General features: G+C 71.3%; 11 protein-coding genes. 6 read left to right on the forward strand and 5 right to left on the reverse strand.

The features are described from left to right. The first annotated feature begins 754 nt into the window (after positions 1-754). Positions 755-2,149: an NAD(P)/FAD-dependent oxidoreductase gene (locus ACZ4TO_RS10900; RefSeq protein WP_382781180.1), complete on the forward strand. Its 1,395-nt coding sequence runs from the start codon at positions 755-757 to the stop codon at positions 2,147-2,149. Positions 2,150-2,491: 342 nt separating this feature from the next. Here ACZ4TO_RS10900 and ACZ4TO_RS10905 read toward each other — a convergent pair whose 3' ends face one another. After that, positions 2,492-3,964, reverse strand: coding sequence for a regulator (locus tag ACZ4TO_RS10905; RefSeq protein ID WP_385049812.1), 1,473 nt, complete (start codon positions 3,962-3,964; stop codon positions 2,492-2,494). Between the two features lie 332 nt (positions 3,965-4,296). On the opposite strand from ACZ4TO_RS10905, the gene lipB reads away from it, so the two are divergent. From lipB to ACZ4TO_RS10925, 4 genes are all read left to right on the forward strand, one after another. Further along, positions 4,297-5,103: a lipoyl(octanoyl) transferase LipB gene (lipB, locus tag ACZ4TO_RS10910; RefSeq protein WP_382781186.1), complete on the forward strand. Its 807-nt coding sequence runs from the start codon at positions 4,297-4,299 to the stop codon at positions 5,101-5,103. 162 nt (positions 5,104-5,265) lie between these two features. After that, entirely contained in the window at positions 5,266-6,231 is a 966-nt protein-coding gene (gene lipA, locus ACZ4TO_RS10915) for a lipoyl synthase (protein ID WP_103553050.1), read from the forward strand. Positions 6,232-6,523: 292 nt separating this feature from the next. After that, a complete protein-coding gene (locus tag ACZ4TO_RS10920; RefSeq protein WP_365492415.1) occupies positions 6,524-6,718 on the forward strand; it encodes an SCO2195 family GlnR-regulated protein in 195 nt (64 codons plus the stop codon). Positions 6,719-6,834: 116 nt separating this feature from the next. Beyond that, the gene (locus ACZ4TO_RS10925) at positions 6,835-7,533 is read left to right on the forward strand and encodes a DUF4191 domain-containing protein (protein WP_468023986.1); all 699 of its coding nucleotides are present in this window, start codon (positions 6,835-6,837) and stop codon (positions 7,531-7,533) included. Between the two features lie 922 nt (positions 7,534-8,455). Here the strand turns inward: ACZ4TO_RS10925 and ACZ4TO_RS10930 are convergent. Then, positions 8,456-8,923: an RDD family protein gene (locus tag ACZ4TO_RS10930; RefSeq protein WP_382781193.1), complete on the reverse strand. Its 468-nt coding sequence runs from the start codon at positions 8,921-8,923 to the stop codon at positions 8,456-8,458. A 199-nt stretch (positions 8,924-9,122) separates the two neighbouring features. On the opposite strand from ACZ4TO_RS10930, the gene glnA reads away from it, so the two are divergent. After that, positions 9,123-10,532: a type I glutamate--ammonia ligase gene (gene glnA, locus ACZ4TO_RS10935; RefSeq protein WP_382781196.1), complete on the forward strand. Its 1,410-nt coding sequence runs from the start codon at positions 9,123-9,125 to the stop codon at positions 10,530-10,532. 150 nt (positions 10,533-10,682) lie between these two features. On the opposite strand, the gene ACZ4TO_RS10940 is transcribed toward glnA, so the two are convergent. From ACZ4TO_RS10940 to ACZ4TO_RS10950, 3 genes are all read right to left on the reverse strand, one after another. Next, positions 10,683-11,948, reverse strand: a complete 1,266-nt coding sequence (locus ACZ4TO_RS10940; RefSeq protein ID WP_468023987.1) for a tyrosine-type recombinase/integrase — start codon at positions 11,946-11,948, stop codon at positions 10,683-10,685. Between the two features lie 75 nt (positions 11,949-12,023). Beyond that, positions 12,024-12,263: a helix-turn-helix domain-containing protein gene (locus tag ACZ4TO_RS10945; RefSeq protein ID WP_468023988.1), complete on the reverse strand. Its 240-nt coding sequence runs from the start codon at positions 12,261-12,263 to the stop codon at positions 12,024-12,026. A 133-nt stretch (positions 12,264-12,396) separates the two neighbouring features. Then, positions 12,397-12,540: a hypothetical protein gene (locus ACZ4TO_RS10950; protein WP_468023989.1), complete on the reverse strand. Its 144-nt coding sequence runs from the start codon at positions 12,538-12,540 to the stop codon at positions 12,397-12,399. Between the last annotated feature and the right edge of the window lie 38 nt (positions 12,541-12,578).

Here is a 12,578-nt window from a genome sequence, read left to right on the forward strand (position 1 = left end):
CAAGTCCCGGGCGCGGGCGCGGCTTCGAGCGCAGGCCGAGCTTCGAGCGCGGGGCCGGCTTCGAGCGCAGGCCCAGCTTCGAGCGCAGGCCCGGCCTCGAGCGCAGGCCCGGCCTCGGACGCGGGGCAAGGCTCGGGCGCAGGCCCGGCCTCGGGCGCCGGGCAAGGCTCGGGCGCCGGGCAAGGCTCGAGCTGAGGGTCGCCCTCCGGACCGGACCGGAGGCCGGTCTCCGGGCACGTCCCCGGACGACGGCATGCCTCCGGCGGAGGATCTGTCTCCGGGCGGGGCCCGGCTTCCGGCGCGGGCAAGGCTCGAGCGCGGGCCCGGCATCGGGCGCCGGGCAGGGGCTCGAGCGCCGGGCAAGGCTCGGGCCCGCGGGCGAGTCTCCGGACCGGGGGCCGGTCTCCAGGCGGGGCGTCGGCTTTGAGTGCTCCGGCAGGGCTCGGTGGCCCGAGGGCCGGCCTCCGGACCGGAAAGCCGTCTCCAGGCGGGGCGGCGGCTTTGAGTGCTCCGGCAGGGCACCGCGGCCCGAGCTTCCGGTTCGGGGCGAAGTCGCCGAGGGGGCCGGGGCGGTCCCGGTGGGGTCGTCGCACCCGACGGGCGGGCACATGCACCCCCCATGCCCCCGTGCACGGCCGCCGCGCGGCTTCCCCCGGGCGGCCGAACCTCGCACCCTCGATCCGAACTCGGGCATTCCAGAAGCGTGTTGGGGGCATGACGTCCCCACCGGCCGCGCAACCTCGAGGAGGGGCACGTGCTAGAGCCCGCACGCCACGCCGCGCACACGGCGGAGATCACGCAAGACGTCGACGTCGTCGTCGTGGGAGCCGGTGTCGCCGGCCTCGCGGCCGCACGGCATCTGACCGGGGCGGGGCTGAGGACCGCCGTCCTGGAGGCCGCCCCCCATGTGGGCGGGCGCATGTCCACGGAGAAGGTGGACGGCTTCCGGCTGGACCGGCTCGGCCGGCTCCTGTCCACCTCGTACCCGGAACTGCGCCACACCCCGGGCCTGGGCGGCCTCGTCCTGTGCCCGTTCCCGCCCGGCGTGCTGCTGCACAGCGACGGCCACCGCCATCACACGGGCACGCCCAGCGCTCCCCGGAGCGCGAGGGGCGCACTCACCACCGCACGCGCCCTCGCGAGCGCCCCCCGGCTCCCGCTGCCCCGGCCCGCGCGCGGCACCACCCGCCCCGGACCGCTCGGCAGCCCCCTCGATCAGGCCCGCCTCGGCGGGGCCCTCGCGCGGCTCGCCGCCACCACGCCGGAGCGCCTGCTCGCCCGCCCCGACCTCACCGCGGCGAAGGCGCTGACCGCCCGGGGGCTTCCGGCCCGTACCGTCGAAACCTTTCTGCGCCCCCTCCTCGCGGCCCTGCTGTGCGACCCGGACCTGCGGACGTCGAGCCGTCTCGCCGACCTCGCGCTGCACTCCTTCGCGACGGGCCGGCTGTGCCTTCCCGAAGGCGGCGCGGACGCGCTCCCGGAGCTGCTCGCCGCCGGCCTTCCGCCCGGCACCGTGCACACGGGCGTCCAGGTCACCGCCGTGTCGACGACCCGGGTCACGACGAAGGACCACGGCGAACTCCGCTGCCGGGCCATCCTGCTGGCGACCGGGGCCCGTGCCGCCGCCGGGTTCCTGCCCGGGTTGCACGTGCCCGCCTTCCATCCGGTGACCGTCCTGCACCACACCACGGACGAACCGCCGCTCACCGGACCCGCGTTGCTCCTGGACGCCGACCGGAGCGGGCCGGTGGCGCACACGGCGGTCGTCAGCCAGGTCGACCCGACCCGGGCGCCCGCGGGCCGCGCCCTGATCTCCTCGACCGTGCTCGGCACCCCGCCCGCCGCGGCCCATCTGGACGCGACGGTCCGCGCCCAGCTCGCCCGTCTCTACGGCACGTCGACGAGCCGCTGGGAACTGCTGGCGGTCCATCACGAGCCGGAGGCGGTCCCGGCGATGCCGCCGCCGCACGACCCGCGCCGCCCCGTACGGCTGCTCGCGGGCCTGTACGTGTGCGGCGACCACCGGGACACCAGCACGGTGCAGGGCGCGCTGCACTCCGCCCGGCGGGCCGCCCACGCCCTCCTGACGGACCTGGACGTCCACGCCCCCGCCCCCTCGGCCGAACCCCTGGAACCCGCCGCGGCCTGACCCACCCCTCGCGCCCCGGACCGGAACCCCACGACTCCGGCACCGGTCCGGCGAGTCCGGCCCGGAGCCCCGCACCTCCGGCACCGGGTCCCGCAACTCCGGCACGGGGCTCCGGAGTTCCGGGACCACGGCCCCGGCGAGCACCCCGCCCCGGTGGGGCGACCCCGGCCCCGGTGGGCCGGTCCGCGGGTGCCGGGGGCGGGCTCCCGCCCCCGGCGCGCGTGTCGGGCTTCCCGGTCTCCGGTTCCCCAGGCCGGAGACCGGGGACGGTCCGGCGGCACGGGGCCCTGCTCGCCTGTCCGGGCCCGCAGGCGACGCCGCGGCCCCGCCGGACAGTCCTCCTCAGCTCAGCGCGGCCACCTTGTCGCGGTAACCGCGGACGGGGGCGGCGTCCTTGTACGGTTCGAGCCGTTTCTCGAAGTCCCGTACGTACTCGACGGCCCGCGCCGACCGCATCTCGGCCGCCTGCCCCGCGGCCTCCGCGCCGAGCAGACAGGCCTGGTCGAGCTCTCCGAGCCCGAGCCGCGCCGAGGCGAGCACCACGCGGCAGAACAGCCGGCTGCGCGCGTAGCCGGGCGCCCGCAGTTGCAGCGAGCGCTCGGCGTGCTGCGCCGCCGCCCGGAACTGCTGAAGGTCCCGGTGGCAGTGCCCGAACTCGTCGGCGAGCTGCGCCTCGTCGAAGTACCGGGCCCAGTGCGGGACCTCGTCGCCGGTCCGGGACGCCTCCAGCGCGCGCTCGGCCCGCACCAGGGAGGCCGTGCAGGCCCGCACCTCGCCGAGCACCCCGTGCCCGCGCGCCTCGACGGCGTGCAGCAGCGCCTGCACGACGTGCGGCCCCCCGGCACCGAGACCCTGCTGCGCGACCCGCGCGAGCTGCACGGCCTCACGTCCGTGCCCGAGGTAGACGGCCTGCCGGCTCATCGTGATGAGCACGTACGAGCCGTACACCCGGTCGCCCGCGGCCTGCGCCAGCCGCAGCGCCTGGACGAAGTACCGCTGCGCGAGTCCGTGCGCGCCGATGTCGTACGACGTCCAGCCGGCGAGCCGGGTGAGGTCGGCGGCGGCGGCGAACAGGTGGCGGCCGGTCTGCTCGCCGTACGCGCCGCGCAGCATCGGCTCGGCCTCGTGCTCCAGATAGCGGACCAGTGCCTGGCGGGCGTGGCCGCCGCCGTAGGCGTGGTCGAGGGCGCGGAAGAGTTCCCCGACCGAGCGGAGCGCGGCGATGTCCCCGCCGCTGACCCGCTGGCCGGGGCCGCGCTCGGTCCGGCCGCGCCGGGAGGCGGGTCCGCCCTGCTCGGGCGGCACCGTGACCTTGGGCGAGGCCGGGCGGCCCTGGGCGGGGATGCGGGCGGGCTGCTCGCCGCGGGCGACCCGGTCGTCGGCCCGGCCGATCAGCCAGTCCCGGCTGGGCACGACGAGCCCCGCCGGGGTGAAGGCGATCTTGCGGAGCTCGGCGTGGCTCCCGGAGTCCTTGCGCCACAGGCCGCTGACGATGTCGACGGCCTCCTCGGGGGTCGCCGCGAATTCGAGCCCCGCGTACACGGGGGCGCAGGCGTCGAGCCCGAGGTCCTGCGCGCTCAGACGCCGGCCGAGGCGGCGGGTGAACACCTCGGCGATGAGCGCGGGGGTGGTCCCGCGGGGCTGCTGGCCCCGCAGCCACCGGGTCACCGAGGTCTTGTCGTATCTCAGGTCCAGTCCGTGTTCGAGTCCGAGCTGGTCCACGCGGCGGGCGAGACCTGCGTTGGAGAACCCCGCTTCTGCGATGAGCGCGGCGAGCTGTCGATTGGGCGTGCGCTGCGCGGGTCGTTCCGTCATCTGCGGTGCGGTCTCCTGCCTTCGGGTCTCCAGAGGCGTCTCGGGGCGGCGCGAGAACGTGCTCGCGCCTCCCCGAGGCCCCCCTGTGCCCGGATTGCCTGTGAGCAGCCCTTATGGCCTCGTGAACGGCGCGAATGTAGCGGAGCGTGAGCACGTCATCGCACACATCGACATTCATTCATCCGATCGTGTGAGGATTAGCCGTCGAGCTGACGCGGATCGGACGGACGTACAGTGGCGTGGGCGCGCCACGGACCTGACGAAAGGTTCCTCCGCGTGCCCCGCACGGGGATCACCACGTGCCCGAGGAAGCTTCGAGGGAGGCGCTTGCCGTGAGTGAGTTGCGGTTCGTCCGCATGGGATTCGGTGCCGAGGCCGTCGAGTACCAGGAGGCGTGGGACGAGCAGCGTCGCGTGCACGCCGCCCGGTTCCTGGACGAGATCCCCGACACCTGCCTGCTCCTGGAGCACCCCCCGGTGTACACCGCGGGCCGGCGCACGGCGGACAACGAGCGGCCCCTGGACGGCACCCCCGTCATCGACGTGGACCGCGGCGGCAAGATCACCTGGCACGGTCCCGGCCAGCTCGTCGGCTACCCCATCCAGAAGCTCCCGCGTCCCGTGGACGTCGTAGCCCACGTACGCCGTCTGGAAGAGGCGCTCATCCGCACCTGCGCCGAGTTCGGCCTGGAGACGAGCCGGGTCGAGGGCCGCAGCGGCGTCTGGGTCCTCGGTGACGCCAAGGACCCCGCCCAGGGGGCCTCCGCCCTCGGCGGCCTCTCCCTCGACTTCGACCCCCGGCTCCAGGACGAGGAGTTCGACCCGCGGCTCAACGGCCCGGAGTACGCCCCGTCCAACGCCGGCCAGCGCCGCGAGGACCGCAAGATCGCCGCGATCGGCATCCGCGTCGCCAAGGGTGTCACCATGCACGGCTTCGCGCTGAACGTGAACCCGGACAACGCCTGGTTCGACAAGATCATCCCGTGCGGCATCCGTGACGCCGGCGTCGCCTCCCTCGCGAACGAGCTGGGCCGCGACGTGACCATCGCCGAGGTCCTGCCGGTGGCCGAGAAGCACCTCAGGGACGTCCTGGCGAACGCGGACCTGAAGCCGCGCGTCGTCGAGCACACTCCGGCCTGAGCCCCGCGCGCCCCGTGGGGGCGCGCACACGTCCCCCGCGCCGCACGGCCGAACGCCTCCGGGAATGCACCCCCGCTCCCGAAGGTTGCCCACCTCGGGGGCCGAGCACCACACGGGCGTACCCTGGTGTACGCCGAAGAATCGAAGCTACAGGGAGCCGATGTGTCCGCAGTCGCACCCGACGGACGCAAGATGCTGCGCCTGGAGGTCCGGAACAGCCAGACCCCCATCGAGCGCAAGCCCGAGTGGATCAAGACCCGGGCGAAAATGGGCCCCGAGTACACGAAGATGCAGGGCCTCGTGAAGAGCGAGGGCCTGCACACGGTCTGCCAGGAGGCGGGCTGCCCCAACATCTACGAATGCTGGGAAGACCGCGAGGCCACCTTCCTCATCGGCGGTGACCAGTGCACGCGGCGCTGCGACTTCTGCCAGATCGACACCGGCAAGCCGGAGGCCCTGGACCGCGACGAGCCGCGCCGTGTCGGTGAGTCCGTCGTCACGATGGACCTGAACTACGCCACGATCACCGGCGTCGCCCGCGACGACCTGGAGGACGGCGGCGCCTGGCTGTACGCGGAGACCGTCCGCCAGATCCACGCGCAGACGGCGGGCCGCGAGGCCGGACGCACCAAGGTCGAACTGCTCGCCCCGGACTTCAACGCCGAGCCCGAGCAGCTCGCCGAGGTGTTCTCCTCGCGCCCCGAGGTCTTCGCCCACAACGTCGAGACGGTCCCGCGGATCTTCAAGCGGATCCGTCCGGGCTTCCGCTACGAGCGCTCGCTCAAGGTCATCACCGAGGCCCGTGACTACGGTCTGGTCACGAAATCGAACCTGATCCTCGGCATGGGCGAGACCCGCGAGGAGGTCAGCGAGGCGCTCCAGCAGCTCCACGAGGCCGGCTGCGAGCTGATCACGATCACGCAGTACCTGCGCCCCTCCGTGCGCCACCATCCCGTGGAGCGCTGGGTCAAGCCGCAGGAGTTCGTGGAGCTCAAGGAGGAGGCCGAGGAGATCGGCTTCTCCGGCGTCATGTCGGGCCCGCTGGTCCGCTCCTCGTACCGGGCCGGCCGGCTGTATCAGATGGCCGTCGAGAAGCGGGGCGCGTACGTCGCCTCCCAGGCGGTCTGATCCCCCGAACGGCACACGTTGCGAAAGGAAAGCGGTGGCACCGAGTGCCACCGCTTTCGTGTGAATCCGCGCACAGGCAACTCGCCCTTCACAACGGCCCGTTCACACCCCCTCACGGCATCCCCGCAGTTGAACGCCGCATCAGGAAGGGGGCCGGAAAAGGACCCGCGGTATCAAGGTTTCATTGGTGTTTGACCGCTCGGTCACGTACTGGTAACACCAATCAGTGACTCTGGTTCCACGTCACACCCGTCCCCGTCCGAGCCGTCGATCCCTAGGGGGGATCTCCATCATGCAGGCCGCGCCCGTACGCGCCACCGCGATTCCGTCGTTCACCGATGCACTGCGTGCCGTCGAGTCGTTGCTCATGAGCAGTGGGCAGCGCACCGCCCGCCGCAACGCCTGGACCTCCGTCCTGGAGGACCGTCGCCGAGCCAAGGACCGGGTCGAGGCGCAGCGCGTGCTGGAATCCGTCGTCCATTCCTGACCGGCGCCGCCCGGCACCGGTCGTTCCCGCCACGGCAGCCGCCTCGCCGCTGCCGCGACCCCGCTCGCCCGGTACTGCCGTCGTCGGCGCTTCGCGGGCCACGTAGACTCGTGGGCATGGCGAGGAAGGAACCCGCAGCGGACGCTGCGAACCCCGGGCGACTCAAGCAGATCGCTCAGACGTACAAAATGACCCGCAAGGCCGATTCCAAGATCGGTCTTGTACTCGCGGCTGTCGGAATTCTCACCCTCGGTGTTTTCCTCGCGATCGGCTTCTTGATCGGCCACCCGGTCTATCTCGGGATTCTCGGGCTTCTGCTCGCCTTCCTCGCGACGGCGATCGTCTTCGGGCGCAGGGCCGAGCGGGCCGCCTTCGGGCAGATGGAGGGCCAGCCGGGCGCGGCCGCGGCGGTGCTCGACAACATCGGCCGGGGCTGGACCACGACTCCGGCGGTCGCGATGAACCGCAGCCAGGACGTGGTGCACCGCGCGGTCGGCAAGGCCGGCATCGTGCTGGTCGCCGAGGGCAACCCGAACCGGGTGAAGACCCTGCTGGCCGCCGAGAAGCGGAAGATGGCGCGGATCGTCGCGGACGTCCCGGTGCACGACATTCTCGTGGGCACCGGCGAGGGCCAGGTCGAGCTGAAGAGGCTCCGCACGACCATGCTGAAGCTGCCGCGTGTGCTCGCTGGGCCCCAGGTCACGGCGACCAACGACCGGCTGCGCGCGATGGGCGACCTGATGAGCAACATGCCGCTGCCGAAGGGTCCGATGCCCAAGGGCATGCGGATGCCGCGGGGCGGTCCCAAGCGGTGACGCTCGCGCCGGCTTGACCAGTTCTACGGCGGTGGGGGGGGGGGGGGGGGGGGGGGGGGGGGGGGGAGGGGGGGGGGGGGGTGGTGGGGGGGGGGGGTTTTTTTTTTTTTTGTTTTTTTTTTTTTTTTTTTTTTTTTTTTTTTTTTTTTTTTTTTTTCCCCCCCCCCCCCCCCCCCCCCCCCCCCCCCCCCACCGCCGTTTCCATGCCGTTCCGTCGGGCCCGGTACCGCCCCCGTCGGCACGCGGCCCGCGTCGCGACGACCACCTTGCCCGGCGGGACACCGGACCGGGGGCCGAGTCCGCTGCGGTCGGAGTTGCCATGGCCGGGGCCACCTCGACCGGCCGGGACAGGGCCCTCACCGGGGCCGCCGGGCCGCGCGGGCATACCGTTACCGTGCGGGCCCGCCCGCCTTACGTCGCCGGCCCCTTCACGGAGCCGCCAGGCGCAGCGGGGCCCACACCGTTGCCGTCGGCAGCCGCCATGGCCCGCCGGGCCTCTCAGCGGAGCCTCCGAGGCAGCGGGCCCACGCCATTGCAATTTCCGTCGGCAGCCGCCTCGGCTGGCCGGGCCACTCGGCGAAGCCGCCGGGGCAACGGGCCCACGCCATTTCCATCGCCGACCGCCTTGGCCCGCAGGGCCCTCACCGGGGCCGCCGGGCGGCGCATGCCGTTACCGTGCGGGCCGCCCGCCTTCGGCCACCGGCCCCTTCACGGAGCCTCCGGGGCAGCGGGCCCACGCCATTGCAATTTCCGTCGCCGGCCGCCATGGCCCACCGGGCCCCTCGGCGAAGCCGCCGGGGCAGCAGGCCCACACCATCACCGTCGCCGGCCGCCCCGGGTCACCCGGTCACCGGGCCCTCACCCGAGCCGCCGAGGCGGTGGGGCCGTGTCTGGTGTGTGCGGTCCGTGGGGGCGGGGTGGGTCAGGTGCGGACTTCGATCGTGCGGGCGAGGCGGTCGTGGAGGCCCCGGCCGTCGCGGTCCCAGATCAGGGCCGGGACGGCCACGCACAGCAGCGCGGTGCGCAGCACGGCGCGCAGCGGGTTCAGCCGGCCGCCGCCCTCGGGCACGACGCGCAGACCCAGCAGCCGCTTGCCCGGAGTGAAGCCGACGGTACCGACCGTCAGGACGCCGAGGGCGAAGAAGACGAGCAGGGCCCAGTTCCCCGTAGCCTGGTCATAGCCGTCGGTGAGCAGCCCGTATGCGATCAGGAGGCACAGGCCCCAGTCGACGGCGAGGGCGCCCAGACGGCGCCCCGGGCGGGCGATCGAGCCCGGTCCGTGCTCCGGCAGACCGAGCTGTTCGCCCCGGTATCCGAAGTCGACTCCGGCTTCCTCCGCCGCCGCGCGGGGGCCGGAGAGCCACGATCCGATTGCTTGCCTGTTGTCCACCCGTCCAAGGTACTGTGCCCGTTTTGCCATACGGACAGGAGGGGCCCGCCCGGCCGAGGTCGGTTAACTTGGGCGAAACAAATGGGTCACGCTGGAGAAATCCCCCGTCCCTATGGTCGGCCCCAGCGTGTGCCACCGCACTGGCCGCACGAACGAACTACCACCCCGGTCCACAGTGGGCGGGAGTAGGAGGAGCTGGATGTTCCAGAACGCCGACGAGGCCAAGAAGTTCATCGCGGACGAGGACGTCAAGTTCGTCGATGTCCGTTTCTGCGACCTGCCGGGTGTGATGCAGCACTTCACGATCCCGGCCGAGGCCTTCGACCCGGCGGAGGAGCTCGCATTCGACGGCTCCTCCATCCGCGGCTTCCAGGCCATCCACGAGTCCGACATGGCGCTCCGCGCCGACCTGTCCACCGCGCGCGTCGACCCCTTCCGCCGCGACAAGACGGTCAACATCAACTTCTTCATCCACGACCCGATCACGGGCGAGCAGTACTCCCGTGACCCGCGCAACGTGGCCAAGAAGGCCGAGGCCTACCTCGCGTCGACCGGTATCGCCGACACCGCGTACTTCGGTCCCGAGGCCGAGTTCTACGTCTTCGACAGCGTGCGCTTCAAGACCGCCGAGAACGAGTCGTTCTACCACATCGACTCCGAGGCCGGCGCCTGGAACACCGGTGCCATCGAGGACAACCGCGGTTACAAGGTCCGCTACAAGGGCGGCTACTTCCCGACCCCGCCGGTCGACCACTTCGCCGACCTGCGTGCCGAGATCTCCCTGGAGCTGGCCAACTCCGGCCTCCAGGTCGAGCGCCAGCACCACGAGGTGGGCACCGCAGGCCAGGCCGAGATCAACTACAAGTTCAACACGCTGCTCGCCGCGGCCGACGACCTCCAGCTCTTCAAGTACATCGTGAAGAACGTCGCCTGGCGCAACGGCAAGACCGCGACCTTCATGCCGAAGCCGATCTTCGGTGACAACGGCTCGGGCATGCACGTCCACCAGTCGCTGTGGAGCAACGGTTCCCCGCTGTTCTACGACGAGGCCGGCTACGCGGGCCTGTCGGACACCGCCCGCTACTACATCGGCGGCATCCTCAAGCACGCCCCGTCGCTGCTCGCCTTCACCAACCCGACGGTGAACTCGTACCACCGCCTGGTCCCCGGCTTCGAGGCCCCGGTCAACCTGGTGTACTCGCAGCGCAACCGCTCCGCGGCCATGCGTATCCCGATCACGGGCTCCAACCCGAAGGCCAAGCGCGTCGAGTTCCGCGCGCCCGACTCCTCCGGCAACCCGTACCTCGCGTTCGCGGCGCTGCTGATGGCCGGTCTGGACGGCGTCAAGAACAAGATCGAGCCGGCCGAGCCGATCGACAAGGACCTGTACGAGCTGGCTCCCGAGGAGCACGCGAACGTCGCCCAGGTCCCGACCTCGCTCCCGGCCGTCCTCGACTCGCTGGAGCGCGACCACGAGTTCCTGCTCGCGGGCGACGTCTTCACGTCCGACCTGATCGAGACGTGGATCGACTACAAGCGCACGAACGAGATCGCGCCGCTCCAGCTCCGTCCGCACCCGCACGAGTTCGAGCTGTACTTCGACGTGTGATATCGCCCCAGGTCAGAGCGGGTTTCCGCTCTCCTGGGCCGTGTGTGGGCCGTCGGCCGTGTTCTTCCTCTCGGGAAGGGCACGGCCGACGGCCTGTTTCGGGCCCCACACCGCGAACGGCGATCGCTGGCTCACACGGGGCGCCGCCGCTCAGGCCGACGCAGCGGCTTCACCGGGACCGAGCTTCGCGCCCCGCACTCCGAATGCGGCGTCGATGGCCCTGCGGGCGCGGTCCTGGCTGTTCGGCATGAGGTGCGTGTACGTCCGAAGCGTGAATCCCGGGTCGGAGTGACCGAGGTACTCGGCCAAAGCCTTGATGTTCTCTCCCGAGTCCAGCAGCACCGACGCGTAGTAGTGCCGCAAGGCGTGCATGCCGTGCTCTCGCGACGGTTCGAACCGCTCCCCCGGTGTCCGTTCCGGGATGACGCCGGCCGCGATCAGAGCGGGCTTCCACAGGTACATGTTGAAGTAGTTCCGGTTCATTGCTTTGCGCTCGCGCGAGTAGAACAGCAGCTTGGCCGTGACCGGCGGTCCATCCGGCGTCTTCCACGGCAACGTGACGTCGATGGGGGGCCGGCCGGTGATGTGGGTGGCGAGCGCGTCCGACACCACGTCGGGCAGCGGGACATCCCGCAATTTGCCGCCCTTGGGCGGGGCGAACACCATCTGCGAGCCGATCAGCTTGACCTGTCGCACAACGTGCACGACTCCCCCGACGAAGTCGACTTCATCGACGGCGAGCCCGAAAATCTCGCCTTGCCGCAAGCCGCATCCGGCACCGACATCGGCGATCGACGCGTACTGACTCGGAAGTCCACCCCGGACCGCAACCACACGATCGTGCGTCCACGGCTTCAGCTTCCGTCGATCCAGCTTGGGGGCCCGCACGGAACCCGCGCGGCAAGGATTCCGGAGCAAAATGCCGTCGTCCACTGCGGCGGCGAACACCGCAGAGACATTCGCAAAGACCGTCCGCTGATACGACGCTGCCATACCGGAGTCGGCGAGAGCCCGTGCCCACGTGCGGATATGAGCAGGCTGAAACGCGCTCATGGAGCGAGTACCGATGTATGGAACGGCGTGCAGCCGGAACCTCAGCTCCATGTTCACGATGGTTGAAGGATCCGTGGTCTGGGATGCCAGCCACTGACTGGCAAACTCCTTGAACGTCACCTTGCCGGAGGACGGGTCGACGAACTGCCCGCGGTTCATGTCAGCCGCGATCTGAGTGAGCCACGCCTCGGCAAGTCGCTTCTGCTTATCCGGGAAGGACTTGCTGCGTTCGCTCCCATCCGGCGCTACGTAGCGCGCCCGGTAGCGCAAGCCCGTCCCACATCGCTCGGTCTTTTCCCTGATCGTCTTGCCGTTGGGCGCCGTCTCGGTCTTATACCAACGGTCTTGGATGTGGCCGGCCATACGGCGGTGGTCCTCTCAACGTGCAGCAGGGAGAGCCGCTACTTGCGGCTCTCCCTGCTGTCTCGGGGTGGTGGGTTACGCGGCGCCCTGGCAGACGCTCTTGCGCTCGGCGACGTAGACACGGACGTCGGCCGGGTCGTAACGGAGGTGCTTGCCGATGCGGAATCCGGGTGGCCCGGTGCGCTTCCTGCGCCACTGGTAGACGGTTTCGAGCGGCACTCCGAACATGCCGGCGATGTCGTCGGGGGTGAGGTAGCGGTCTGGGAGACCGCCCCGGAGGGTCGCGCGAGGGTCACTCTTGGAAGGGGCGGTCACGCTCAATGGGTCCTCCACGTTGGGTCGGTGAGTCCGTACCTGTCCGAGGTTCGGATTTCTGCGTCACCGCGTCACCTGCGTCATTTAGGGCTCTGACCTGCTGCTTTTGGTGACGCAGACGGCTGGCTCTGCGTCACCGGTGCGTCATCGGCTGCGTCACCGGGTGACGCAGGTGACGCACGATGACGCAGAGCCAGCCGTCTGCGTCACCGCTGTTGCCGCAGGTCAGCAGCCGCTTCTCGGCCCGGGTGACGCAGGTGACGCAGCGTCTTCCCACTTAGGACAAAGAGGGGGCTGCCTGTAGTAGTTGGGCGC

This window comes from Streptomyces sp. NPDC028298, assembly GCF_055565895.1.